Annotated in this window: 22 protein-coding genes; 9 read left to right on the plus strand and 13 right to left on the minus strand. The window is 39.2% G+C overall.

The genetic code is table 11. From position 1 onward, the window contains the following. Positions 1-3 precede the first annotated feature (3 nt). From hisG to BVH02_RS14920, 3 genes are all read right to left on the minus strand, one after another. Complete coding sequence (gene hisG / locus BVH02_RS14910) at positions 4-864, minus strand: ATP phosphoribosyltransferase (protein ID WP_086502266.1); 861 nt, start codon at positions 862-864, stop codon at positions 4-6. Between the two features lie 502 nt (positions 865-1,366). Beyond that, positions 1,367-2,452, minus strand: coding sequence for a DUF922 domain-containing protein (locus tag BVH02_RS14915; protein ID WP_086502267.1), 1,086 nt, complete (start codon positions 2,450-2,452; stop codon positions 1,367-1,369). A 118-nt stretch (positions 2,453-2,570) separates the two neighbouring features. Further along, on the minus strand, positions 2,571-3,731 hold the full coding sequence (locus BVH02_RS14920; protein ID WP_086502268.1) for an alpha/beta hydrolase-fold protein: 1,161 nt from the start codon (positions 3,729-3,731) through the stop codon (positions 2,571-2,573). Between the two features lie 628 nt (positions 3,732-4,359). On the opposite strand from BVH02_RS14920, the gene BVH02_RS14925 reads away from it, so the two are divergent. Further along, a complete protein-coding gene (locus BVH02_RS14925; RefSeq protein WP_086502269.1) occupies positions 4,360-4,947 on the plus strand; it encodes a copper resistance protein CopC in 588 nt (195 codons plus the stop codon). A gap of 239 nt (positions 4,948-5,186) precedes the next feature. Here the strand turns inward: BVH02_RS14925 and BVH02_RS14930 are convergent, their stop codons facing one another. The 6 genes from BVH02_RS14930 to BVH02_RS14955 form a co-directional block, all read right to left on the minus strand. Beyond that, the gene (locus BVH02_RS14930; protein WP_086502270.1) at positions 5,187-6,140 is read right to left on the minus strand and encodes a CorA family divalent cation transporter; all 954 of its coding nucleotides are present in this window, start codon (positions 6,138-6,140) and stop codon (positions 5,187-5,189) included. 214 nt (positions 6,141-6,354) lie between these two features. Further along, entirely contained in the window at positions 6,355-6,981 is a 627-nt protein-coding gene (locus BVH02_RS14935) for a DUF2306 domain-containing protein (protein WP_086502271.1), read from the minus strand. A gap of 56 nt (positions 6,982-7,037) precedes the next feature. Further along, positions 7,038-7,532 carry an SRPBCC family protein gene (locus BVH02_RS14940; protein WP_086502272.1) on the minus strand — a complete coding sequence of 165 codons (495 nt, stop codon included), beginning with the start codon at positions 7,530-7,532 and terminating at the stop codon, positions 7,038-7,040. Between the two features lie 375 nt (positions 7,533-7,907). Next, a complete protein-coding gene (locus BVH02_RS14945; RefSeq protein ID WP_086502273.1) occupies positions 7,908-8,144 on the minus strand; it encodes a hypothetical protein in 237 nt (78 codons plus the stop codon). Positions 8,145-8,193: 49 nt separating this feature from the next. Next, complete coding sequence (gene nudK / locus BVH02_RS14950) at positions 8,194-8,772, minus strand: GDP-mannose pyrophosphatase NudK (protein WP_086502274.1); 579 nt, start codon at positions 8,770-8,772, stop codon at positions 8,194-8,196. A gap of 151 nt (positions 8,773-8,923) precedes the next feature. After that, entirely contained in the window at positions 8,924-10,033 is a 1,110-nt protein-coding gene (locus BVH02_RS14955; RefSeq protein ID WP_086502275.1) for an alanine racemase, read from the minus strand. Between the two features lie 623 nt (positions 10,034-10,656). Between BVH02_RS14955 and alaS the strand changes: the two genes are divergently transcribed. From alaS to BVH02_RS14975, 3 genes are read left to right on the plus strand one after another with little or no spacing between them, the layout of a single operon-like run. Then, positions 10,657-13,281 (plus strand): alanine--tRNA ligase, encoded by a 2,625-nt coding sequence (alaS, locus tag BVH02_RS14965; RefSeq protein ID WP_086502277.1) that lies wholly within the window; start codon positions 10,657-10,659, stop codon positions 13,279-13,281. 21 nt (positions 13,282-13,302) lie between these two features. Beyond that, positions 13,303-14,763, plus strand: coding sequence for an Asp-tRNA(Asn)/Glu-tRNA(Gln) amidotransferase subunit GatB (gatB, locus tag BVH02_RS14970; RefSeq protein WP_086502278.1), 1,461 nt, complete (start codon positions 13,303-13,305; stop codon positions 14,761-14,763). Between the two features lie 3 nt (positions 14,764-14,766). After that, positions 14,767-15,876: a TlpA disulfide reductase family protein gene (locus BVH02_RS14975; RefSeq protein WP_086502279.1), complete on the plus strand. Its 1,110-nt coding sequence runs from the start codon at positions 14,767-14,769 to the stop codon at positions 15,874-15,876. 279 nt (positions 15,877-16,155) lie between these two features. On the opposite strand, the gene proC is transcribed toward BVH02_RS14975, so the two are convergent. Continuing rightward, positions 16,156-16,959, minus strand: coding sequence for a pyrroline-5-carboxylate reductase (proC, locus tag BVH02_RS14980; protein ID WP_086502280.1), 804 nt, complete (start codon positions 16,957-16,959; stop codon positions 16,156-16,158). 332 nt (positions 16,960-17,291) lie between these two features. On the opposite strand from proC, the gene BVH02_RS14985 reads away from it, so the two are divergent. Next, entirely contained in the window at positions 17,292-17,708 is a 417-nt protein-coding gene (locus BVH02_RS14985; RefSeq protein ID WP_086502281.1) for a hypothetical protein, read from the plus strand. Between the two features lie 28 nt (positions 17,709-17,736). Further along, the gene (locus tag BVH02_RS14990) at positions 17,737-17,937 is read left to right on the plus strand and encodes a helix-turn-helix transcriptional regulator (RefSeq protein ID WP_086502282.1); all 201 of its coding nucleotides are present in this window, start codon (positions 17,737-17,739) and stop codon (positions 17,935-17,937) included. A 136-nt stretch (positions 17,938-18,073) separates the two neighbouring features. Here BVH02_RS14990 and BVH02_RS21910 read toward each other — a convergent pair whose 3' ends face one another. Continuing rightward, entirely contained in the window at positions 18,074-18,208 is a 135-nt protein-coding gene (locus BVH02_RS21910; protein WP_262481343.1) for a hypothetical protein, read from the minus strand. Positions 18,209-18,288: 80 nt separating this feature from the next. Here BVH02_RS21910 and BVH02_RS14995 point away from each other — a divergent pair, with 80 nt between their 5' ends. The 3 genes from BVH02_RS14995 (at position 18,289) to rfbB (ending at position 21,723) form a co-directional block, all read left to right on the plus strand. After that, positions 18,289-19,455 (plus strand): glycosyltransferase family 4 protein, encoded by a 1,167-nt coding sequence (locus BVH02_RS14995; RefSeq protein ID WP_086502283.1) that lies wholly within the window; start codon positions 18,289-18,291, stop codon positions 19,453-19,455. Positions 19,456-19,616: 161 nt separating this feature from the next. Continuing rightward, on the plus strand, positions 19,617-20,669 hold the full coding sequence (locus BVH02_RS15000; protein ID WP_086502284.1) for an NAD-dependent epimerase: 1,053 nt from the start codon (positions 19,617-19,619) through the stop codon (positions 20,667-20,669). A gap of 1 nt (position 20,670) precedes the next feature. Then, positions 20,671-21,723 carry a dTDP-glucose 4,6-dehydratase gene (gene rfbB, locus BVH02_RS15005; protein ID WP_086502285.1) on the plus strand — a complete coding sequence of 351 codons (1,053 nt, stop codon included), beginning with the start codon at positions 20,671-20,673 and terminating at the stop codon, positions 21,721-21,723. A gap of 122 nt (positions 21,724-21,845) precedes the next feature. On the opposite strand, the gene BVH02_RS15010 is transcribed toward rfbB, so the two are convergent. Together BVH02_RS15010 and BVH02_RS15015 are read right to left on the minus strand one after the other, a co-directional pair. After that, a complete protein-coding gene (locus BVH02_RS15010) occupies positions 21,846-22,445 on the minus strand; it encodes a hypothetical protein (protein WP_086502388.1) in 600 nt (199 codons plus the stop codon). Positions 22,446-22,455: 10 nt separating this feature from the next. After that, positions 22,456-24,762, minus strand: coding sequence for a TonB-dependent receptor (locus tag BVH02_RS15015; RefSeq protein ID WP_086502286.1), 2,307 nt, complete (start codon positions 24,760-24,762; stop codon positions 22,456-22,458). Positions 24,763-25,065 lie beyond the last annotated feature (303 nt).

The raw sequence follows: 25,065 nt of genomic DNA on the forward strand, positions 1-25,065 counted from the left end.
GAATTACAGAATCATCTTTTCAATTGGAACGACTAAGATACCTTCTGCTCCGGCAGCTCTGAGTTCCTCAATATTTTCCCAGAAAGTATCTTCATTCAATACCGAATGTACCGAAGACCAACCCTCCTGCGCCAAAGGCAAAATAGTAGGGCTTCTCATTCCTGGAATCAGGCTGGTGATCTTCTCTATGGATTCATTTGGGGCGTTGAGTAGTACATACTTGCTGCTCTTTCCAGCCTGAACAGCATTTATTCTAAAGAGTAATCTTTCTGCGATTTCCCTTTTCCAATCAGGAAGCTCGTTATGAGCTATTAAAACAGCTTCGGATTTAAAAATCTCCTCTACTTCCTTCAAGCCATTCATCATCAATGTAGAGCCAGAGCTTACGATATCACAGATACCTTCTGCCAAACCTATGCTAGGAGCGATCTCAACGGAGCCTGAGATTTCGTGGATTTCTGCATTAATATTTTGGCTTTTGAGGTAATCGCCAAGGATTTTTGGGTAAGAAGTTGCAATGCTTTTTCCTTCGAAAAATTGTACTCCTTCATACGCTTGGCCTTTGGCTACCGCAAGTGATAGTCTGCATTTGGAGAATCCAAGAGCCTTCATCGTAGTGACATTCTTGTCTTTCTCTACAACTTCATTCTGGCCCACAATACCAAGATCGGCTACTCCATCAGCTACATATCCTGGGATATCGTCGTCTCGGAGAAAGAGGAATTCAATTGGGAAATTGGTGGAAGTTGACTTGAGTTTGCCCGTTCCATTATAAAATTTGATACCACATTCTTTGATGAGGCTAAGTGAATCGTCTGATAGTCTGCCGCTTTTCTGCACAGCAATACGGATAATTTTTTCCATGGTCGTAAGTTACGCTAAGAAGTAAAATGTTATAGTAAATGTTGGCGAAAAGCGGAATCCCTATCATCGGCTTCACCGGGTGTGTAAAAATATTCCTCAGGAGGAATGATGGAAATGGTGCACCAAGTTGCCTTGGTGTGCAGTTGCTAAAAAATCAATATTTCTATTGTTGTTTTCCATTATCGTTGGCAAAGATAGGACGTGACTGAGAAAATGCAAATTGAGTGCTGAAATTTTAAGTAATAACTTTTTTAACCGCAGAGCGGCACAGAGTTTTACGCAGAGATCGCAGTTTTCTAATCTATTGATATTTTTCATGAGACAGGAAAAGTGGAGAGAGACTCTTATCTTATTTGAAACCGTTCGTGTGACACGAACGGTGGCGCGGTGAAGTCTTTTTTTATTGTGACAGTTCTTGTGACACGACCAGCGGCGGGGCTTATGTGTCTGAAAACTGTCACTGAAAACTGAGAATGATTACCTACAACCATCACACATATCGCTATTTAAGTAACTCATCCAAGCTCTCCATATCCCCCAGTAATGCTTTTCTAATGGCCTGATTCCAATCTGATTGTATTCCCTTATTTATGCCATTGTTGGTTTGATCGTCGTACGCATCTTGAAACCTATTCATCTCCCGATATGCATCCAAGTAGATGTCATTAAGCGTTGCTTCGAATAGCTTCGGTTCAAATTCTACGCTTTTTAATCGCTGGATCATACGATCAGCAGCAATTCTGGTCAAATCAAAATGTCGTTGCTCATGGTTATTCGCATAGTCATTAGCCGATTTTACCCAAGATTGACCTGGAAGCATATATACCTTGACTTCAATATTTTGCACTATCTCTCCATTATGTATCGAAGCATTACCTGCAATGGACAAACTGCTAAAAATCGTCGCATTGAAGGCGCTCTTGTTTGGGGGTGCTTCGGTAAAGTCCGCCCATGTCAATGGTCGTTTAGGATCATAAAAAACCGTGTCCTTAGTACTTTTCCTTTTTATATCGAGAATATTCAGACGTACACTCTTTGCAAGCAACCTATTGCTGGAATATTGGGTGTTGAGCCATTCGTCAAAGTATTCCCAGCTATTTTCAAAAAGATTCTGAATGGAAATTTCAACGTTTTGCATCTGATTTGCAGGTCTGCCATATTCAGCTTTACTAGTGAAGTCCACCAAATTAATTAGCTTATTTTCATCCACTAAATAAAATCCCAAGCTTAGCTGGACTTCACCTTTGTAGCCTCTTTGTGCTGCTTGATAGATTTCCTTCATTTCAAGCTTATAGATTTTTACCTGAAATTTAAATGAAGGATTAGGCGTAGGGTTTATCCTAGATTGATAAAGAGTAAGTGCTTGCTGGGCTAGCTTTCCATTGAAACTAGCGTTACGCTTATTTCGATCCGAATCATAAATCTGCCCAATAGTCTTTTTCAGTCGGGTATCTAAAACCTCTTCAAACTGATAATCTTTATTGTGAACCGGTTTAGTGCTAGGCGTAAGCTTCAGAATAACTTCTTGTCCCTGAGAATAGCTAAGAGAAATTAGGAGACAAAAAAGGCTGATAAGCGAAAGTTTCATGAATTGGAGAACGATAAAGTACCCAAAAAGTTAAAGCTGCTCGTGAGACACTAGGTTACATACATAGAAAAGAAGCGCAGCTTTTAACTGCGCTCCAAGGGTATCTTTAATTTTTGAATTAGTTGAAAAGCTTGGGAGCAAATATGGCGAGATAATCCCTCCAGTTTGCCCAAGTATGTCCACCTTCACTTTCGTGATACTCGTGTTCAAAATCTGTTTTGTTCAAAATTGCAAGCAATCTTTCGTTTGATGACATTAGAAAGTCATCCTTACCGCAGCCCACCCAGTAGGTACTTACACCGCTTGCTTTCAAAGCAGTGAATTTTTTCTCCAGCTCTGCCATGTCTGCATTTGCATCAAAAATCCCAGAACTGAATACTCCTATATATCCAAATGTTCCTGGGTATTGAAGAGTTGCTGTGATTGTATGTGCTCCGCCCATGGATAGTCCTGCAAGTGCGCGGCCTTCTTTATTGGCTTTTACGCGATAATTCTTTTCGATATAGGGTATCACGTCTTCTACAATACTCTTTTCGAATTGCCCTTGGAACTTCGCTCGACTTTCTCTCGTCATTTCTCCCACATTTGCAACATTTCTTAAAGTGCTGCTTTGCCAAGCGTTACCATTAGTCATGACTATCAGCATTGGTTTGGCTTTGCCTGCTGCTATGAGGTTATCTAAAATGTAATTTGCTCTGCCAAGTGCGCTCCATGCATCTTCATCTCCACCTGCCCCATGAAGTAGGTATAGGACTGGATATTTTTCATTTCCAGAATCATATCCCGGAGGGGTGTACACGTACATTCTTCTGTTCATATCTAAGGATGGAGATTCATACCATACTTTAGAGATGTTTCCGTGAGGAGTATCATTCAATTCAAATAGTTCAGCTTCCTCGCCTGGAACTATAAGCATGCTTGCGTAGCGAACTCCATCCCTTAGCGCTTGCGCATTGGCTGGGTCAATTGCCGCTACACCATCGATGAGGAAGTTGTAGTGGTACATAGTAGATGCAAGTGGGGCAGTAGTTGCAGACCATACACCCTGATCATCTTTCTTTAAGGAGAGCTTTTCCCCGTTATTCATCCAACTTCCGTTGACCGTTACTGCATCAGCATTTGGTGAAAAGACACGGAAAGTAACCGAGTTGTCACTAGCGATTTCTGGAGAGACTACCTTGGGTGCCTGCATAGCACTCATTTCCTGTGCTTGGGCGATTGTCCCTACACTGATTAGGAGCAAAGCCAATATTCCGGATTTTAGATTAGTGAATTTCATAAGGAAGGATTAAGGTTAGTATTGAAACTAAGGAATTTAGGATATCAGAGGCGCACTGATTAGTAATTACGAAGGTTTGATTCTGACATCTATTGTGTCTTGGTTATAATTACATCAAAATGTGAGGATTTCCCAAGAAGGATTATTCTACCGGAGTAATTGATGTGATTTAAGAGAAGAGTAAAAAAGAAGAGGCCTTTTTTTTTAGCCAAAAAGGAAGGAGAGATAGGGTCTTTCCTTGCATTTCCCCAAAAAGTGATCGCTGATTAAATCTAATCGGACGAACTGTGTACGGGAGCGTACAGGTCATCAAATGGCATCACATATTACATCGGGGAATTTACAGTTTTCTAAAAATTAAATTTAGTTAATGCGTCAAATTTGGCCCAATTTTATAAAGTCTTGAATTGTCTTAAAACTGTACGCTTACAATACAGTCGGTTAGAGATATGATCATTATTTATACAGATTCAGGTAAAACCATGACGATCATTTCAAAATATAATTTTGAAATTCTGTTAAAAATCTAAGAAAAAGGAAAATTAACAACAGTGGGGCAAAGATTGTTTTTTAGGTTGGTATGCGCTTCGCAGTAGGGAGAGCACAACACTTCTAAACCAACAAAATTATGAAAGCCTTATTCACAGTAGTATTAGCAAGCGCATTATCTTTTAGCTCATTAGCAGCCAGCGCAAGTGAGGATTTGAAAGCACTTTCCACAGTACATTCAAACTACAAAAAAATTAGCGTCACCCTTACTGAAGGCCTTGGTAAAGCGACAATATCTATTCTTGATGCAGACGGAAAAAGCTTGAGTAGTAGAAACGTACGTGTCAAAAAGGAGAATATGATGGTCCCTTATGATTTGAAGAACCTTCCTGCTGGAGAATATCAGGTGAAAATCGAAACAGGAGCGGAGCAAGTAATTTATACCGTAGAAACTAAAGATAAGCCAGTTGCGACCGAAGCATTGCCTTTGATGGCTTCTGTCAAAATTGTGGACAATAATACAGTCAACCTTTCAGTGATGGGACTTGAGGAAGCAGGAGTAGATGTGAAAATTTATTCAAAGGTTTCTGACGAAGTTATCTATACAGATCACATAATTCAGGCTGAAGGATTCAGAAAAGATTACTCATTTAGCAAAATGAACGTCTCGGACATCTATTTCATAGTGACCGATTCACAAGGAAGAAGTAAAACATTTAATTTCTAAAATTAAGCCAACTAGCACCACAAGCCCTAATTTTCGAATTAGGGCTTTTTTTATGTAAAAATATTAACAACAGAACCCACAAAGGGAAACGCCGAGAGCGCGGCTATTCACTTTCTTTGGATCCATATTTTCATGAATTCAAAAATCGTCGTATCCAGTTCAAAGTTAGAAATTGAAAAGATCTGAAAATACTGAGAGTTTTATCCTGTAAAATCTGCGGGAATGAAATATCCAGTACACTACAACCACTTTTTCCTTTTGAAATAAATGAAGGGTAATATCGCTGAGCAGATCATCGCAAGGATTACCACAGGATAGCCAAAGTCAACTGTTAGTTCTGGCATTGATTCAAAGTTCATCCCATACACGCCAGCAATGAGTGTAGGTAGTGAAATACAGACAGTGACTACGGTGAGCATCTTGAATATATGGTTTTGCTCCAAGTCAATTTTGTTGGAAACATTCTCCTTGAGATCATCCAGCCTGTCAAAATTGAATTGAATGTAATCAGAGATCACAAGCATATCATTCAGTTCAGCCCGGACACTTTCCTTTAAGTCTACTTCTTGCTCCCAATCGCTCTTCATATATAATCTCAAAACACGTCTGGTCTCCAGAAGTGATTCTTTAATCAATAGGTTGTTGAAATTATAGCTGGTGATAATGTCCATGACATTGCTGGAAAAGTCTTTTTCTACCAAAATTTTATTAGCGAGAACTTTGACTTTTCTACTTAAACTCTCTGTGATATCGGCAAAATAATCAGAGATAAATTCGAATTGAAAATTGAAAATACCCTTCAAATCTTTTATTCTCTGCAAGGACTTTATTTTAGCTGGATACAGCTCATTGAAATACGCATCAAGATTGGAGCTTGAGAATAAAAAAAGACCAGTTTGCGTGATGATGATGAAAAGCGGTTCTTCAATCATTCTTTTCTCCTTGCTGTAATAGGGGATGGAGAAGTGAAATGCTGCTTGGAATTCGTTTTCCAAAAAGTGGGAACTGATCTCGATGTCTTCGAAATGCTTCATGATGGTGAAGTCAAGCCCATAATTTTCTTCCAGCCAGCTCAACTCTGATTTGCCATAGTCCAAGAATTGCATGACATGAAAATCCAGTTCGGAAACGGTCAGTTCACTTACGCTTTGTGCTTGAAAGGACTTTTTATTGGCTAGGAGGATTTCGATCATTGGGTTGATTTTAAGTAAGAAATAGTTGCCGCAGCATTATTCTCTATTTTAAATTTTATGTATATCCGCTTTTCTACCAGTAAAGACGGAAAAGCAATCTAGAATTTGTTCAAATTTATAATTGAGGTCACTTCGGTCTTCGGTCATCGGTCTTCCGACCAGATAAACAAAGAATCTAAGGCAACTGGCATCATTACGGATAATCACATTAAATTTAAATTCCTTTCATCTTCTTTTCCCTTACTATCCAAAACGCCACTAATATATTTGGAACCCAGCACAACCAAGCGACTATCTGATAAGCTGGGATAAAATCTCCTTGATGCATTATGATTAGAATTGGCAGCCAAATCCTCAGCGTTACTGCCGCGAAGCATGCTGCATAGCTAAAAATCATCCAGTTTTCGTGAGCATCAAAATTTCGCTTCTTTGCAGTAAGCCATCCCATCATCGTAGTGCCAAGCCAGATAATTCCTAAGGACACGAATCCGAGAATGCTGACGATTCCTCCTGTGGCATATAGTCCTATGTATATTCCAGCGATGCTACTGAAGAATGCGGCGGTGACGTATGCCATTCCGATTTTCTTGTGAATCTTCCTGTTTCTGTCTCGAAATGCCTTAGGGAATTGAGACCAGCCGATCAGTAAAGCGAAACCTCCAAGAATAATGTGGGTGTAGAATGCAGCGTTCCAAATTGGGTTGCTCAGGAGCTCTACTGATTTCTGCTGAAGCAACCCAAAATTCCTGTCTATCACAAAGTAGATTGAAGGGTAGAGTCCTATCGCGATACACAGGAAGGTAAATATCCACCAGCCAAATTTTCTCATGATAGCTTTCATGAATGACCGATGTTAGATCGAGTAACGTTTTGTGTAGGGAATATTTCCATGGAGTATTACTTCGCTAAATATTTCTCTAGCTGGTCAAATGTCCCGCCAAAGCCTTTCTCCATATTATCAATATTTTCTGAGAATATCTGTTTGGAAACATCAGAAGCATTGTGTGGGAAGGAGACTAAATCTATGCGGGTTTTGTCATCTTCCACATAAAACTCCAGATCTACAATCATTTCAAGTGGCCAATCAGCTCCGAAAGGCACTTTAGGAGCTTTAGCTGTTTCACCGGCTTCATTAGAGAAGCTGTTTATAAACTGAAGTTTGGAAGATTCCTTAATGTCTTTGAGCACCCATTTTGCCCACATTTCATTGCCGTCATTTCCTTTGAGCACAAAGTGGAAAATGCCTTCTGGATAAAATTCGAAGGTTTGCACTTCCATCTCATATCCCGCCGGTCCCCACCAGTGTTGGAGGCTTTCTGAAGTGGTAAAAGCATTGTAAACTTCTTCTTTGGATTGGGTAAAGTAGCGGGTGATTTCGAGTTGGGCAGACATGAAGTTGGGTATTAGTGTTTTGAGAAATTTTGCTCGTATTTCATTAAACCAAAAACAGTTATTCTATCAATTTCAGTTTTGTAAATAATCGTGTATCCCATAAAAATCATATCACGAATAGTGACATCATCGAAATAAATGGATTTTCGATGCTTGAGTGGGTGATGCTCAAGAGTTTTGATTTGTTTAAAGAGTTTTTGCTTAAACCTTCAAGCTGCTTCTGGTTTATCACTTGATATATAAGCTATTTGTCTATTGAGTTTCTTCAGAAATAGATCCTGAATCTCAATTTTCATATGATTGTATTTGGTTTTTTATAGGTCATATGGAATCTTGCATAGTTTTTTATCATTCTTCAGTTTGAAGCATGGTGACTTACTCGATTTCATAGCGCTTTATTGTTTCTTCTAAAATTTCGTCAGCTTCTTCTAAAGAATAGGTTTTTGTTTTCCCGGAATTAAGTTTTTGATATTCATTCTGTAATTCTGGTTCTGAAAATCCAAAATGAAGCTCATTTTCGATCACTTGAAGATCTTCTTTATCAAATTGCTGGAGAAGAGATAAAACTTTATCACGAATCTTCTCACTGACTTTTATTTTGATCGTTTCCATCCTGTAAGATAAGATTTTAGACTTTTAAAATAAGTGAATGATCTTGATTTTAAAGAATATCATGCAACCTCAAATGCTGAATCAACATAATAGTCTTTGCATCTTTGATCTCACCTGTATTTATCATCTTTAGAGCTTCTTCAAAAGGCATTTCCAACACTTCGATGTTTTCTTCCTCGTGATCTACGCCACCACCTTCACTGACTTTCATGTCCTTTGAGTACGCAGCGATAAAGAAGTAGAGAACCTCAGTTACTGATCCTGGCGACATATAGGCTTCAAAGACCTTTTTCACATCATTGACCATATAGCCAGTTTCCTCCTCAGTTTCTCTGCGAATGCAGTCTTCTGCATTATCCTTATCCAAAAGCCCGGCACAAGCTTCGATCATCATGCCTGTTTCATTGCCATTGGTGTAAGTTGGTAGTCGAAACTGACGTGTAAGAATTACGGTTTTCTGATCTTGATTGTACAAAAGAATGGTGGCTCCATTTCCCCTATCGTATACTTCTCGGGTTTGTGTAATGTCTTCACCAGATTTCTTCGTGTACGCGTAAGTGATTTTCCGAAGTGTGTACCAATTGTCTGAGAGTACTTCGGTATTGGTGATTTTTACGTCTTTGATCATGTTTTAGACTAGTGTTAAAAATAAACCCAGAGTTGTGGTCTGGGTTTAAAATGATTTTAAAATTTTTAAACATCGCGCGAAGAGAATAATAACTACTGTTTACTATTTCACCTCTCACCTCTCACTACTTACTTCTTACAAATCTTACAATTTACTTCACTAAGAAGCCCTCAGCGTGATCCACCATCTTTCCATCCAGTGTCATATACTCACCCATACAATCAGCTGTCATACAAGAGTGTACAGGGAGAATTCCCAGAAGATCTCCAACTTTTACCCTAGCCAGCAGTTCATCTGAAGCCTTGATGATTCCATGCTCTTGGGAAATACTTTTCAGAAAGGATTTATTCTCAGGAATTGTCCAGCCATTTTCAGTTAGGTAAACAACTTCGCCAAAGTTTTTCAAGCCGTTTTCTCCTACCAAAACATCTTTGGCCAAATGAACTCCTCCACCGTGAATAAGAATTTCTTTGCGATCTCTTTTGATATCCACTACAGGGACAGCTAAACAAATAGCGATGTCTTCTTTATCACAACCTCCCAATTCAGCTTGCATCAAGTCATAGAATACAAAGTTTCCCGGACCCATCTCATCTATGTCGCCGAAGTCTTCCATGACCGCACAGCCTGGCGTATCACCTGTTCGGGTTACTAATTTTGGATATTCAGAATTGTATTTATGCTTCAGCATGCTCAGGGCATTTCGGGTTTGCTCGTACAGCGCCGGTATATCTGGCATATAGTAAGAGTGACCAGCATGCAGGTAAAATCCTTTGAAATTGAGTTTATCCGACTTTTTGGCAATCAACATGATCTCTTCAATCAATCCAAAATCGCTCACTTCCACACCTGTTCTGCCGTAGCCAGCATCGATTTCAATGAAAAAACCTACAGTATGTTCAAGTTGATCTACGAGCATCTGAGTTGTTTCAGCATTGATCAATTGAACAGAAATGGACTGTCTTTCTGCAATTCCATTGAGTTTAGGAATTTCCAGGGGGTTGAAAGGGAAAGCGATATGGATATTCACCCAACCTTGTCCTACAAGGTATTCACCCATTTTTATGGAAGAGACTGTCACTTCAGTGATATTATATTGTTTCGCCCAGTCTCCAATTTGATGAGATTGAGCTGTTTTGAAGTGAGGAACCAGTTTCATATCATGGCGCGCAGCCTTGTCAGCCATTTTCTTAATGTTGGCTCGGCATATTTTTTCGTCGAGAAGTAGCGTAGGGGAGGTTATTTGATCGAGGTAGCTCATTTGTTATAATTGAGTTTTTAAAAGTTTTATTGAAAGTAAGAAAGATTTACGAAGTGAGAAATTCGATTTACGAGATTCCCGAGGAGTTGAACGGGTTTGGTTTTGCTCGCGGCGGCGCAGCGACTCAGCGAAAATTGATTATAAATTTTATGGATACACTTACAATTTATGAGATATCAAAGCTGATAATACCAATTGAATTAGGAGATAGAGCATTTTGGTTTTAGCCCTGAATGGGCTGGATATATAAGCGATGGGTTAAGCCCATCGTAATTAAAAGCGCAAATTCCATAGCCCTGAAAGGGTGTGATCTTAAATTGAATTTGATTCGATTTTTCCAGAAAAGTATTTTGCCCTTTCAGGGCAGGTGGCCTTCTTTGATTTATGTGCGCCATAGAGCAAATATTCAATTCTATTAAGCCAAAGGAACGACCCTTAAACCTTTGCCGCGCCGTTGCGCCGCCGAGAGAATATTTTTTATTGTTTCCGATGTTGCTGGAGTTATGACCTTAGAGAAATTCTCACCGCTATGCACGTAACACCGCCAATTCTATTAAATTTGTCACCCAATATTATCGGCTAAAATCGGCCAAAATAGCATTCTTAATTGCCTCAAAACCTTCATGGAAGCAAAGAAAATACGGAGCACCTTTATTGAGTTTTTCCAATCCAAACAGCATCATAACGTTCCTTCATCACCGATTGTGGTCAAAAATGACCCAACCTTGATGTTCACTAATGCGGGAATGAACCAGTTCAAAGACGCATTTTTGGGTAATGAGATAGCCAAATATTCCCGTGTCGCCAATTCACAGAAATGCCTTCGTGTAAGCGGAAAGCATAATGATCTCGAAGAAGTGGGCGTGGATACGTACCACCACACGATGTTTGAGATGCTGGGTAACTGGTCATTTGGAGATTATTTCAAGAAGGAAGCGATCGAGTGGGCTTGGGAATTATTGACTGAAGTTTATGGCTTGGAAAAAGACAGATTGTACGTATCTGTTTTCGAAGGAGACAGCGGTGATAATCTAGGTTTGGATCAGGAAGCCTATGATCTTTGGAAAGCTATCGTGCCTGAAGAACGCATCATCATGGGTTCCAAGAAGGACAACTTTTGGGAAATGGGTGATGTAGGACCTTGTGGTCCATGTTCGGAAATTCATGTGGACTTAAGACCAGATGCTGAGCGAGCTCTAGTAGCTGGTAAGGATTTGGTGAATAACGATCACGAGCAAGTGATCGAAATCTGGAACTTGGTGTTCATGCAATTCAACAGAGTGTCAGATGGGTCTTTAAAAGCACTCCCTGCAACTCACGTAGACACAGGGATGGGTTTTGAGCGATTGGTGAGAGCTATTCAGCACAAATCTTCTAATTATGATACTGATTTATTTGCACCATTTTTGGCTGCATTAGCGAAGAAATCAGGTAAAGTTTACGGTGAAGATTTGCCAACAGATATTGCCTTCCGAGTGATTGTGGATCACATTCGTGCGATTTCATTTACGATTGCAGATGGTCAGTTGCCATCTAATAACAAAGCGGGTTATGTGATACGTAGGATTCTGAGAAGAGCAGTACGCTACGGATATACATTTTTAGGTTTCACTGAGCCTTTCCTATATGAATTGACTTCGTTGATTGCTGATAATTTTGGAGATGTTTTCCCAGAAGTTAGACAGCAGCAAGAGTTTATTGCCAAGGTGATATTTGAAGAGGAAGCATCTTTCCTTCGCACGCTGGATAATGGACTTAAAATTCTAGATCAGATTAAATTAGAATTGAAAGCAAATAATGACACTGTTATTTCAGGCAAAACTGCTTTTGAATTATATGATACCTTCGGTTTTCCGCTGGACTTGACTTCGTTGATCGCGCGTGAAAATGGTCTTTCACTTGATGAAAAAGGTTTTGCGGCTGAGATGGATGCTCAAAAGACGCGTTCACGTGCAGCTTCAGAATCTGAAACAGGTGACTGGATTATCGTGAATGAGGATAATGGAGTTGAGTTTGTTGGATACGATTATCTTAAGGCGCATTGCCAAATCATTAAATATCGGGTTGTCTCAGATAAAAAAGGTGACAAATATCAATTGGTATTGGACAAAACGCCATTCTATGCAGAATCTGGAGGACAAGTAGGGGATACAGGTTGGTTAATTTCTGAGACTGAAAAAGTCAAAGTAATAGACACCAAGAGAGAGAATGATTTGATCGTACATTTTGTGGAACAACTTCCAACAAATCCTGAAGCACAATTCGGTGCTGAAGTAGATGCGGAAAAACGATTCTCTACAGAAAACAATCATACCGCTACGCATTTGCTTCAAGCAGCTTTGAAAGAAGTCCTTGGAGATCATATTCAGCAACGTGGCTCATTGGTGAATCAGAATTTGCTTCGTTTCGACTTTTCTCATTTCAGTAAGTTGACTGAAGAAGAATTATCGAATGTAGAAGCTATCGTGAATAATAAAATTCGTGATAATATAGCACTTTCTGATCAGAGAAATGTGCCGATTGAAGAAGCTAAAGCTCAGGGAGCAACAGCACTTTTTGGAGAGAAATATGGTGATTTTGTACGTGTAGTTACATTTGATAAGGAGTTCTCTGTAGAACTTTGCGGTGGAACACACGTACCTCAAACAAGTCGAATTGGATTATTCAAGATAATTTCTGAAGCTTCAAGCGCTTCTGGCGTGCGTAGAATTGAAGCAATTACTGCCCAGGTAGCCGAGAATTATTACCGGGAGCAAGAAGATTTAGTGAAGGAAATTCAGGAATTACTGAAGAACCCGAAAGATTTGAAGAAGTCCATAGAAGCTCTACTTCAAGAGCGAAATGACTTGAAGAAGGAACTTGAAGCAGTCCATTTGGAGAAAGCTTCAGAAGTGAAAGTAGAATTGTTGAAACAGTTTGTCGCTGGAGATGGCATTAATACGCTAATCGCCCAAGTTGAGCTGCCTAATGCTGATTCTCTGAAGAAGCTCGCGTATGAGTTGAAAAATGAAATGAATAATGCTTTCGTGATTTTGGCAGCCAAAATCGATGATAAACCTCAGATCGCAGTGATTATTGAAGAGGAATTGATCAAAAGTAAGAATTTAAACGCTGGTCAAATTATACGTGAATTGGCCAAAGAAATACAAGGTGGAGGTGGAGGACAGCCCTTCTTTGCCACCGCAGGAGGAAAAAATCTAGCTGGGCTAGAGAATGTGGTGGCTAAAGCCAGAGAATTGTACCTTTAAAAACACAGAAAATACGCAGTAATGCTTAGCGAAGAATTAAGGAATAAATACCAACTAATCATCGGGCTAGAGGTGCATGCGCAGCTTTTGACTGAGAGTAAAATGTTTGCTGCTGATGCCAATAAGTATGGTAATGCACCAAATACGCAGATTTCAGCAATCACTCTTGGCCATCCAGGTACTTTGCCCAAGGTCAATAGGAAAGCCATTGCATTTGCTATAAAGATGGGATTGGCATGTGATTCTGAGATTACTCGACATAATGTCTTTGCGCGTAAAAATTACTTTTACCCAGATCTTCCAAAAGGCTATCAGCTTACCCAGGACAAAGGACCGATTTGCGTAGGAGGGTATGTACCTGTGCAATTGCCAGATGGCACAAGGAAAGAAGTAATTCTAAATCGGGTGCACATGGAAGAAGATGCAGGGAAATCCATCCACTTAGCAGACGAGCCGGATACTTTGGTTGATTTTAATCGAGCAGGCACGCCGTTAGTTGAGATCGTGACTGAGCCAGTTTTGACAAGTCCAGAGGAAGCATATGCTTTTCTTACGGAAGTGAAAAAGCTGGTTAAATACCTCGATATCTGCGACGGAAATATGGAAGAAGGTTCTCTTCGCTGTGATGCCAATGTATCTGTGATGTTGAAAGGCACCACGGAACTTGGCAAAAAGGTGGAGGTTAAAAACATGAACTCATTCCGAAATGTATTTCGTGCCATCGAGCATGAGCATGAGCGTCTGATCGGCCTGATCGAAGCTGGCGAGGAGGTTATCTCAGAAACCAGAACTTTCGATGCTGATAAAGGAACTACGGCCAGTATGCGTACTAAAGAGGATTTAAATGATTACCGTTATTTCCCAGAGCCAGATTTAAGTCCAGTTGTGATTTCTGATGAATGGCTGAATGCTGTGAAAGCAACTATGCCAGTTTTGCCTAGAGAGCTTCATAAAAAATTTGTTGAGGAATATGGCTTGCCTGATTACGATGCAAGTTTTCTGACAGAATCGAAAGATGTTGCCTTATGGTTTGATGAGCTTTGCTCCAAAACCCAAAACTATAAAGTAGCGTCTAATTGGATGATGGGTCCTGTGAAGTCCTCGCTCAATGATTTGTCATTTGCGATGGAGGATTTTCCCATTGACACCGATTCATTCTCAGCGTTAATTGCTTTGGTGGATGAAGGTCAAGTGAGTTATACAGCGGCTTCACAGAATATTTATCCTGAGATGTTGAAGAGTTCAGGTGAGAGTCCGCTGGAAATAGCGCAACGTTTAAATTTGATTCAGCAAAGTGATGAGTCTTCACTCAAACCAATTGTAGAAGAAGTATTGGCAACAAATGCTGCGAAAGTGAAAGAGTATAGATCAGGAAAAAAGGGTTTGATGGGTTTATTTATGGGACAAGTAATGAAAAAGTCCCAAGGCAAAGCCGATCCTAAAGTAGCTACAAAATTATTGACAGAATTACTAGAAAATTAATCCATGTTAAATCGAATGAATGCAATTGTATTAGTTGTCCTTTTATCTTTTTTCTCCTGTGAGGAAAAACAAACTAAAGATGGAAAGGTAGAGATTTCAGGAACTATAGAAAATGCTCCATCTGGAGCTATCATACTTTCCCAATTCACTGACAGCCGACCTTTAGTGCTGGATACACTTGTTTTGGACGACAAAGGGAAATTTAGCTATGAGGTAGCTGTCGAAACTCCTACTTTCTATGAGTTAAATCTTTATGGGCAGAAATCAGTAAGATTAGCTCTATACAACGAAGATGTTCAAGTAGATTTTGATTTTACTAAGCCAGAAAGTTTGGTGATCAAAGGGTCTGAGGATACAAAGGAGATGGTTAAAATCGAAAATTTGATGGAAGCTTATCAGAATAAGGTTAATGCACTCAATGAGGCTTATTATGAGGCTATGGGTGAAAATGATACCGAAACTATCAAGAAGATTCAGACTGATGCGATGGCTTTGGAGAGTAATCAGTCTACTGAGGTGAAGAAGATGATTAATAGCATGGGTGATAGTTTTGCTTCTTTGGCTGCTATAGGCTTATTGAATCCCAAGAATGAATTCCAGTTTATGGATAGCTTGGCAAATAAATTAGATGAAACTTATCCTGACACCAAGGCAATAGTTCAGCTGAAGCAGCAATTGGATGAAATGAGAGCTCTTTCTATGGGCCAAGTAGCTCCAGAAATTGAACTTCCTAACCCAGAGGGTAAAACTGTTAAGCTTTCGGATTTACGCGGAAAGTATGTAATGATAGATTTCTGGGCAGCCTGGTGTAAACCTTGTCGTGAAGAAAATCCTAATGTTGTAGCACTCTACAATCAATATAATAGCAAAGGTTTTGAAGTATTTGGAGTGTCACTAGACCGTACTAAAGAAGCCTGGGTTGAAGCAATTGCAGAAGACGGGCTGAAGTGGACGCAGGTTTCTGACTTGAAATATTTCAATTCTGCTGCAGCCGAACTCTATCAAGTTAATGCAATTCCTGCTACTTATTTGATCGACCCAGATGGTAAAATTATAGGGAAAGACTTAAGAGGGCCTAGTCTAAGAGCTAAACTGGAAGAGATTTTTGATTAAAATTTCTTTATTAAATCTTTCACAAAAAAATCCTTCTAAGAATTTAGAAGGATTTTTTTGTGAGTAAATATGAAAGGAAGGAAGAAAAAGTACCAAACAGTCCTTCCTTTAAAAATCGTTTCATTGAAAAAGGAATAGTAAAAGTTGTTTATCACCCGTAACAAAATTACTGAAAATATTCATAAGAAAAACAATCTTAAAATTATTCTTATTGATAAAAATGGTAATTTTTCAGGATTAGAATTTAATATTCCTTGTAAATGTCTAAAACTTTCTAACTCAGTTTTTGGCTATTTTTTCATAGCTGGCGATCACACCTCGTACCATTGCAGAACTGAAGCCCTGGTGCTCCATTTCGTTTAAGCCTACTATGGTGCAACCTTTAGGTGTTGTTACCTTATCTATAGCGGCCTCAGGATGCATGTTTTTCTGTATCATTAATTCAGCCGCCCCTTTTACTGTTTGATTTACGATTTTACTAGCAGTGACTGAGTCGAAGCCAATTTGTATTCCGCCTTGGATCATCGCACGCATAAAACGCAGCACATAAGCTATTCCACAAGCACCCAGAACGGTTGCAGCTTCCATCAAGCTTTCGTCTATGGGGATCGTAAATCCGATACCATCGAATAACTCGGATACTAACTTAATTTGATCTGCATCAGCATTTTGAGAACAGACACAGGTCACAGATTCTTGTATATCTGCAGCGATGTTTGGCATTGCACGGAAAGCAATACTCTTAGGGTCTATCACTTCATACATCTCTGACAGCGCAATACCAGTAGCAAGCGAGATGATGATTTGATTTCTAGGATTCAGAGCAGGCTTGATTTCGTTTAGAATGGGAGTGACATTATAAGGCTTCACGCCCAGGATAATGATGTCTGCATTTGCAACGGCCGAGGCATTGTCACTCTGAACATTTACTCCCAAGGCTACAAAATCGCTTAAACTTTCCAAGTGTCTTTTGGTCAGTGTGAGATTGGTTGGATCAAAATCATCCCGTTTCAATAGTCCATTTGCGATGGATGCTCCCAGATTACCACAGCCGATGATGGCTATTTTTACTTTCGAAATCATAGAAAATATAATTTTTGATTGGATTAGTTGCTTAAAGGTAAACAAATAGGCTGTTTTTGTGTGAAATCATAAAATTTTATGCAAGTGTCCGAAAGTTTTCCGTCAGCCAAATTATCGTTATTAGATCAGCTGTAATCTATAAGAAGGGAGTGGGGCCAATCTAGCAAAAACTAAAAACTAGAATGCTTTTAAATTTTATGCGATTAGTAAGGTAGTATAGATTGGTTTTTAACTACATGCACATGTATATCATGAAAATTAAATATTACTTAGTCAAAAAATTTTGACATTAAGACAAGTTTGCTTTACATTAGATAAAATTCCTTTGATACATGATAGATAAATCAATTTTGCACGTGCCTTTACTTTCTCCAGGATGGAAGGTTGTAGGTTATGCCTTTTTACCATTACCTATAATTCTAGCCTTAGGGCTTGCTCTCTCGGGTGCAGCGATTGAGTCTAGTAATCCTTCCCAAATACTTTTTGGTTTTTGGGCGATTGGTTTTGGTTTGTTAAATCTCTGTAGGGACAAGAATGAAGATGAAATGATAAAATCCTTTAGACTTCAGGCATATCAGACTGGGTTTTTCTGGTTGATATGGGGATTAGCAGCATTGATGCTAATCAGCTACTTTGGCACGGGTGGATTTACATCTAATTTCCTCTCCGTTTTTAGCATTCTATTTTTATTAAATGCCTACATCTACGCTGCTTTTCAGTATCAGAAGTATATGGCTACCAAAGAATAAGCCTGTATTAAAGCAGTTTAAGATTTCTATGAAAAACACCTTAAAAGTCGAGCGTGCAAAGCATAACTTGACGCAGCAGGATTTGGCGGAAAAAGTCAGTGTCTCAAGACAAACTATCAATAGCATAGAGGTAGGAAAATATGTGCCATCTACTGTTCTATCTTTGAAAATCTCCAGAGTTTTTGGAGTAGGACTTGAAGAGATTTTCGAGTTGGAGCAGGGGGATTAATATTGTACGACCTACTTAAATTATAGAGGTATTTGTCCACTTATAGAGGTGTACAAGCGCTTTTAAAAAAAATATAGCAGTAGAGAAAAGATGACGAGGAGAAAATTATCGTGGAAGAAAATTTCAAAAAACTTAATCAAAACTGCTTGAAAACTGAATCTTGATCCCTGTAGGCAAAAAGTTGAATAGGAAAACCAAGTTCTGACATTACAATAGGAAATAAATACTTTCTTTGCGTATCCTTTGCGAACTTAGAGATGTAGATTTTCATTTTGAATACCATTTAAATTTTCTCAACGATAACAGACTCAAAAGTCTTAACTTCGATCTTTTATTAAGAATTCCTTTTTGATGCCAAAATTAATCCGAATCACCACTGTACCTATATCTCTTAAACTCTTGCTCGCAGGACAGATAAAGTTTATGAGTGACCAAGGTTGGGATGTATTAATGGTAAGTGCCGATGGCAGAGAGCTTCCTCACGTGATCAAAGTTGAGGGTGGTAGACATAAGATAATTCCTTTTACCCGAAAAATCACCCCTTTTCAAGATCTAAAATGCCTGTGGCTTTTGTATCAGCTGATCAAAAAGGAACGGCCCGACATCGTGCATACCCATACCCCAAAAGCTGGTCTCTTGGGGATGATTGCAGCAAAACTTGCCGGTGTGAAGGTGAGAATTCATACACTTGCAGGTATTCCATTTATGGCTGCTTTGGGAAAAAAGAGGGATTTTTTAAAACAAATGGAGATGGTAACCTACAGTTTTGCTACTCATGTTTGGCCTAATTCTAATGGGTTAAAAAACTTTGTGATTGAGAACAAACTCTGCCTTGCCGAGAAACTGACGGTGATTGGTAAAGGCTCTTCCAATGGTGTTGACTTGGAGAAGTTCAATCGGGAAGTATTGAAGGAAAACCATTTGGTAGCTGCTACGATGCGTATTCTTCCTGGTGAAGATGATTTTATTATTTTGTCGGTTGGCAGATTAGTTAAAGACAAAGGAATCCAAGAATTAGTAAATGCTTTCTTGGGTTCTAAGATTGTAAGTAAATCTAAACTTGTTCTACTAGGAAGCTTCGAGCAAGATTTGAATCCACTTTCACCAGAAATCATTAAAACCATCACCGATCACCCTAGAATAGTACAGATAGATTGGACAGATCATGTCGCTCATTATTTAGCATTAGCAGATGTATTGGTTCACGCATCCCATCGAGAAGGTTTTCCTAATGTGCTTTTAGAAGCAGCAGCAATGGAAGTTCCTGTGATTTGTTCAGATGCAATCGGTAACACTGACGTGATTAGGCAGCAGATGACAGGGTTAATTTTCCCTGTCAAAAATGAAGCAGTATTAAAGGAAGCGATGGAGTTTGCTTATGTGAAAAGGGATAAAATGGCTGAGCTTGCAGACAACCTTTATCAGGAAACCATCGAAAATTATAAACGAAGTAATATCCAAAATGAGATTTTCGCCCAATACCAGCTTATTTTAAAGAGTGCAGATAGCACGGAATAACTTATATTTGGCCATTAAAAACTTGAATTTTATCTTTGAAATCTAGCATGTCGCGAGCGACACATTGAGGATTTTCTCGATACCTATCGGGATAACCTTGGGAGATTCCAGCCCGATATATCAGGAATAATAGTGACCAATATCAAACAAATTAGAAACACATGAAGTACCTGGTTACCGGGACTGCCGGATTTATTGGATTTCACGTTGCGCAGCAACTTTTGGAAAGGGGAGATGAAGTAGTTGGGTTGGATATAATCAACAATTATTACGATGTCAATTTGAAATATGCACGTTTGGAGCATATGGGTATTCAGCGCGAAGAAGTCAAGAAAAACGTAATTGTCCAATCAAATAGCATTCCAGGATATAGATTCATTCAGCTTGATCTATCAGTTAAAGAGCCATTGGTTGAGCTTTTTGCCACAGAAAAATTTGATGTGGTAATTCACTTAGCTGCTCAAGCCGGAGTACGCTACTCCTTGAGCAACCCCGAAGTTTATATAGAAAGTAATATTGTAGCATTCTTAAATATTCTTGAATCCTGCCGCTTTCATCCAGTAAAGCATTTGGTATATGCTTCGTCTAGCTCTGTGTACGGATCAAATGAAAAAATGCCATTTTCAACTTCAGATTCTGTTGACCATCCGATAAGTTTATACGCTGCATCCAAGAAAGCTAATGAACTGATGGCCCATACATATAGCCATCTTTTTAACATTCCAACAACTGGTTTAAGATTTTTTACGGTTTATGGGCCATGGGGAAGACCAGATATGGCATTGTTTCTGTTTACAGAAGCCATCTTGAAAGGTGAACCAATACAGGTGTTCAACTATGGGAATATGAAGCGTGACTTCACTTACATAGATGATATCGTAACTGGAGTAATTAAAGTAGCTGACAGACCGGCACGTCCTAATATTGATTTTGATGGTCAGAATCCTGATCCTGGAAGTTCTAAGGTTCCATATAAAGTATACAATATTGGAAACTCATCTCCAGTTTTATTGATGGACTACATTCATGCGGTAGAAAAAGGATTGGGTAAAAAGGCGGAGATGAATATGCTTCCATTACAACCTGGTGACGTGCCAGCTTCTCATGCGGAAGTTTCGGATTTGGTTCGAGATACGGGATATAAACCAGCCACACCAATAGATCAAGGGGTGAAATCCTTCACTGATTGGTATTTAGACTATTACAAAAAATAAAATGAGCAAATCAATTTTGATTACCGGAGGTGCCGGGTTTATCGGCAGCCATGTTATTCAACTATTCGTTGAAAAATATCCAGCATATACTATTGTCAATCTTGATGCATTGACTTATGCAGGAAATCTGGAAAATTTGAAAGCAGTGGAAGGAGCATCCAATTACACTTTCGAAAAAGCAGACATTCAAGATGAGGCAGCACTAAAAGCTATTTTTGAAAAGCATAGCATCACAGATGTCATCCATCTTGCAGCAGAATCGCATGTCGACAGATCGATCACAGATCCTTTAGCATTTGTGAAAACGAATGTTTTTGGAACAGTGAATCTGCTAAATGCAGCGAAGGAATTCTGGAAGGATAATCTTTCAGATCACCTGTTCTATCACGTGTCTACCGATGAAGTCTACGGTTCATTGCATGATGGAGGGTTCTTTTTGGAAACTACGGCTTACGATCCGCAGTCTCCCTATTCAGCTTCTAAAGCTTCTTCAGACCATTTTGTACGAGCGTATGCAAATACTTATGGTATGAAAACAGTGATTTCGAATTGCTCCAACAATTACGGCCCTAATCATTTCCCTGAGAAATTGATTCCTCTATGCATCCATAATATCAAGAATAACAAACCTCTGCCAGTCTACGGAAAAGGGGAAAATGTCCGCGATTGGCTATTTGTGAAAGATCACGCACGAGCAATTGATACGGTTTTTCATCAAGGCAGAACTGGAGAAACATACAACATAGGTGGTTTCAACGAATGGAAAAACATTGATATTGTTAAGCTTCTTTGTGCCAAAATGGACGAGAAACTAGGTAGAGATGCAGGAACCTCTGAGAAGCTGATCACTTACGTGAAAGACCGTGCTGGGCATGACTTGCGCTATGCAATTGACGCTACGAAGATTCAGAAGGAACTGGGCTGGGAGCCAAGTTTGCAATTCGAAGAAGGCATAGAAATTACCATAGATTGGTTTCTAGCAAATCAGGATTGGCTGGATCGCATCACTTCTGGAGCATATCAGGAATACTATGATAAGCACTACAACAACTAAAAAAAAACCCGATTATAAATCGGGTTTTTTTATGCCTTAAATTTAAGGTTTTAACTATTTGCCTTAGCTTTTCAGTGATAGAATAGCACGATAATAATAGTCGAGCATATCTAAATTATCTTTTACTTTAAAACAACAGGGAAAGTAATATCCAAATCAGATTCGCCGCCAGCCTTAACATATTCTTCAAAGTTTGGATTGGAAGCTCCAGGGAAGCTTTTATCCAAATCATGGCGAAGGATGATCTGCATATTCGCATTGTTAAAACCTGGACTCTGCTGTACAGTTAGTTTTCCTTTCAAACCTATTAACTCACTACCTCCGTCATTATACTGGTAGCTTAAAAATGGTGAGCTATTAAAAGCTGACCCTAAGAAGTAGAATTGGTGGGCCTCACCTTCAGCTTTGATCTCTTCTGTAATGTCTTCATTGGCGACAGAATTAAATACGTCAATAGTCATTTGATACGTTTTGCCTTTTTCGAGCATTACGGTTTCAATATTGGGGGTTGTTCCAATTTCTATTCCTTCTGCATCAGAAGCGGTGAAATCAAATGAATCTCCCACTAAATTTCCACTGGCATCCAATTCATGGAAAGTAAGTGTGACGTCTGTAATTAATTCTCCGTCATTCTCTATTACAGGATCTTCACTTTCACAGCTTGTGAAAGTAAATGAAACTAGAGCTAATGCGATGAGGTAAAGTTTGTTGCTTGTTTTCATGAGGTGTTGGTTAGAATTCATAATTGATTTTAAGAAGAATATTGGTTCCCATATCGTAGGTGAAGTACCGGAAGCGATTCATGTAGTCTTTGTAACTTGTATTGAACAGGTTCTGTACTTGTAGTCCTAGGTTCAATTTATCGTCTGCTAGGTTGAATTGCTTTTGATAGGAAAGATTGAAAAGCGCATAAGCGGGTGGAGGAGGTGCAATATCAAAAGCTGGTTCTCTATTTTGCTTTGCTACCAACACATTACTTACCGTGATTTTATTTGTCGGCGATCCAGCATCCTTCGCGAAATCATAAGAGATTCCCCAATCCATTCTATTGGAAGGAATAAAAGGGAAATAGCTATCGTTATCCGTATTCTTAGCCTGGACAATAGAGCCTTTCAGGTAGCCACTGATCCTATCTGTAAACTCATAACTACCCGCAAAGTCAAACCCATAGAATAATGCGTTGGCTTGCAAGTATTCATAGATATTAAAGGTACCTCTCAGGCTTACAAAAACTTCTCCTGTTGGATTTAGATAAATGTAATCGCTGATAGGATTCAGGTAGGCTGTAAACTCCAAATGAGTTCTTTTTCCATCATATTGAAGTTCGTTGATCCACTTCAGCGATTTCTCCGACTCCAAATCAGAATTCCCAATTTCCACTGCTGCAGCTCCATGATGAAGACCTTCGCTGAATAACTCATTGACATTCGGTGGTCTCCAAGCTGATCCAAGATTGGAATTAAAGGTCAAGTCTGGACTGATATGATAAAGACCACCGATGAACGCTGATAAATTTTGATAATCCAGCTTTGCTGTTCTTAGTTCTTGGCCGATATATCTGGCAGTACTTACATTTCTAAAGTCATATCTCAGTCCTGCTTCTACTTCCAGCGGGCCTTTGGAATACTTTTCCATGGCATAGAAACCCACGTTTGCCATGTCATAGTTTGGAATTAATGGTGTCACTCCAGTACCAGGGATATTGGTATTTGCCTGTTGGATAAAGTTGATCCCCCAAGTTCCACTGAATTCATTCTCATGGGTATGGTTCACATACAGATCGATTGTGTTGGTGAAAAGCTCCAGATCTAAACTTGCATTTTCATTCAGATCACCTCGTCTTTTGTCAAATTCCTGTCTGTGGTTCAGTTGAAACCCATATTGGAAATTCAATTTCCAGCTTTCTGAAATATGGTAATGAGATTTCAATTTAGCCAAATGATGAGTAACACGCTGTTTAGGATTGATGATGGCATAGTCGAACTCCCCGTCAGTAAATGGTCTACCATTTTCAATGATTGCTTCTAAGTCAGAAAGATTGCCTGTGTGCGCATCAGTCAAAATTCCCAATTCGCTTTGAAAAAGGCTGTAATAGGCTTCGATACCTATTTTTTTGGCACTGTAACCTACCGAACTACTTAAGTTTAACTCTGAAACACCTGTGTTACGCTGAAAATACCCTGGTGATTTCACGTTTCCAGATCTTTTTGCGGAGCCTTGAACCCGATATCCTAAGCCCTTGATTTTGTCTGATCCGCCTACATGGACTAGGTTAATATTTCCCATTCTTCCATTGCTTCCAGCGATTAGATTTAGACTTGTCTTGCTTGTTTTTTTAGTTGGAAGAGGAGCTGGATTTACCAAAATCACTCCACCCATTGCCTCAGGGCCATATCTAACTGTCTCAGCACCTTTTACCACTGTGATTTCATCCGCTAAGAAAGGGTCAATCTCAGGTGCGTGTTCAGCTCCCCATTGTTGCCCTTCCAGCCGGATTCCATTATTCATAATCATGATACGATTACTATGCATTCCGTGGATTACAGGTTTTGAGATGCTATTTCCAGTCGAAAAAGTAGAGACACCAGAGATTCTTCTTAGACTTTCACCTAGGTTTTCACCTCTGGATTCTAGTAAGGCTTCACCATAAAGTGCCGATACAGCTGTAGTAGTGGTCACGGCGTCTCGATGGCCGTGCACTTCTACACTTTGTAGTCCTAAAGCTTCTTCTTCTAGCCTGTAGGTTTTGGTGAACGTACCTGATTCTAAAAGAATAGTATCTTTAATTCCTTTATGACCAAGGTATTGTATCGTCACAGTGTATGTTCCTTTGCAAAGATTTCTAACCGTAAAATTGCCGTTTTGATCACTTACGGCCCCTTCTTCAGCCTCGATTACCCAAATGTATGCTGCTTCAATGGGTTCATTGTTTTCCAAATGGATGATTTTCCCTCTAATTGAGAGGTTACAATCCTGTGCTTGGACTTTAAATCCTAGCGACAATATGAGCACTAATAATATTCCTGTTTTCAAATTCACAATGCAAAAGTAAATGTCTTTGGAATTTTAAACCAGAATAAATGAAACAAAGTTGCATTTATAGGATGAGTGGTGAAAAAATGAATAGAATGTTATTGTTTTGAGGGCTATGTATTGTAGAAATTCTAAATAACATTGGTGAATATGTTTCAAATCCACTAGTCTAGCCTGATTAGCTAAAGACTATTTCAGATCTATTACACAATGTCTTCAGCTGGTGAAGACTTGATCTAAATGTAGAAATTCTATTAGCTGCTAAGGTCAATACCTGATTTGTATTCTTTTAAATGTTAGGCCATTTCC

It is taken from the genome of Algoriphagus ratkowskyi (assembly GCF_002150505.1).
GTDB classification, from domain to species: Bacteria; Bacteroidota; Bacteroidia; order Cytophagales; family Cyclobacteriaceae; genus Algoriphagus; species Algoriphagus ratkowskyi.

Excerpts from the sequence above, each read along its gene's own strand:
- hisG (WP_086502266.1), bottom strand. The coding sequence starts at position 864 with ATGGAAAAAATTATCCGTATTGCTGTGCAGAAAAGCGGCAGACTATCA.
- BVH02_RS14915 (WP_086502267.1), bottom strand. The coding sequence starts at position 2,452 with ATGAAACTTTCGCTTATCAGCCTTTTTTGTCTCCTAATTTCTCTTAGC.
- BVH02_RS14920 (WP_086502268.1), bottom strand. The coding sequence starts at position 3,731 with ATGAAATTCACTAATCTAAAATCCGGAATATTGGCTTTGCTCCTAATC.
- BVH02_RS14925 (WP_086502269.1), top strand. The coding sequence starts at position 4,360 with ATGAAAGCCTTATTCACAGTAGTATTAGCAAGCGCATTATCTTTTAGC.
- BVH02_RS14930 (WP_086502270.1), bottom strand. The coding sequence starts at position 6,140 with ATGATCGAAATCCTCCTAGCCAATAAAAAGTCCTTTCAAGCACAAAGC.
- BVH02_RS14935 (WP_086502271.1), bottom strand. The coding sequence starts at position 6,981 with ATGAAAGCTATCATGAGAAAATTTGGCTGGTGGATATTTACCTTCCTG.
- BVH02_RS14940 (WP_086502272.1), bottom strand. The coding sequence starts at position 7,532 with ATGTCTGCCCAACTCGAAATCACCCGCTACTTTACCCAATCCAAAGAA.
- BVH02_RS14945 (WP_086502273.1), bottom strand. The coding sequence starts at position 8,144 with ATGGAAACGATCAAAATAAAAGTCAGTGAGAAGATTCGTGATAAAGTT.
- nudK (WP_086502274.1), bottom strand. The coding sequence starts at position 8,772 with ATGATCAAAGACGTAAAAATCACCAATACCGAAGTACTCTCAGACAAT.
- BVH02_RS14955 (WP_086502275.1), bottom strand. The coding sequence starts at position 10,033 with ATGAGCTACCTCGATCAAATAACCTCCCCTACGCTACTTCTCGACGAA.
- alaS (WP_086502277.1), top strand. The coding sequence starts at position 10,657 with ATGGAAGCAAAGAAAATACGGAGCACCTTTATTGAGTTTTTCCAATCC.
- gatB (WP_086502278.1), top strand. The coding sequence starts at position 13,303 with ATGCTTAGCGAAGAATTAAGGAATAAATACCAACTAATCATCGGGCTA.
- BVH02_RS14975 (WP_086502279.1), top strand. The coding sequence starts at position 14,767 with ATGTTAAATCGAATGAATGCAATTGTATTAGTTGTCCTTTTATCTTTT.
- proC (WP_086502280.1), bottom strand. The coding sequence starts at position 16,959 with ATGATTTCGAAAGTAAAAATAGCCATCATCGGCTGTGGTAATCTGGGA.
- BVH02_RS14985 (WP_086502281.1), top strand. The coding sequence starts at position 17,292 with ATGATAGATAAATCAATTTTGCACGTGCCTTTACTTTCTCCAGGATGG.
- BVH02_RS14990 (WP_086502282.1), top strand. The coding sequence starts at position 17,737 with ATGAAAAACACCTTAAAAGTCGAGCGTGCAAAGCATAACTTGACGCAG.
- BVH02_RS21910 (WP_262481343.1), bottom strand. The coding sequence starts at position 18,208 with ATGAAAATCTACATCTCTAAGTTCGCAAAGGATACGCAAAGAAAGTAT.
- BVH02_RS14995 (WP_086502283.1), top strand. The coding sequence starts at position 18,289 with ATGCCAAAATTAATCCGAATCACCACTGTACCTATATCTCTTAAACTC.
- BVH02_RS15000 (WP_086502284.1), top strand. The coding sequence starts at position 19,617 with ATGAAGTACCTGGTTACCGGGACTGCCGGATTTATTGGATTTCACGTT.
- rfbB (WP_086502285.1), top strand. The coding sequence starts at position 20,671 with ATGAGCAAATCAATTTTGATTACCGGAGGTGCCGGGTTTATCGGCAGC.
- BVH02_RS15010 (WP_086502388.1), bottom strand. The coding sequence starts at position 22,445 with ATGAAAACAAGCAACAAACTTTACCTCATCGCATTAGCTCTAGTTTCA.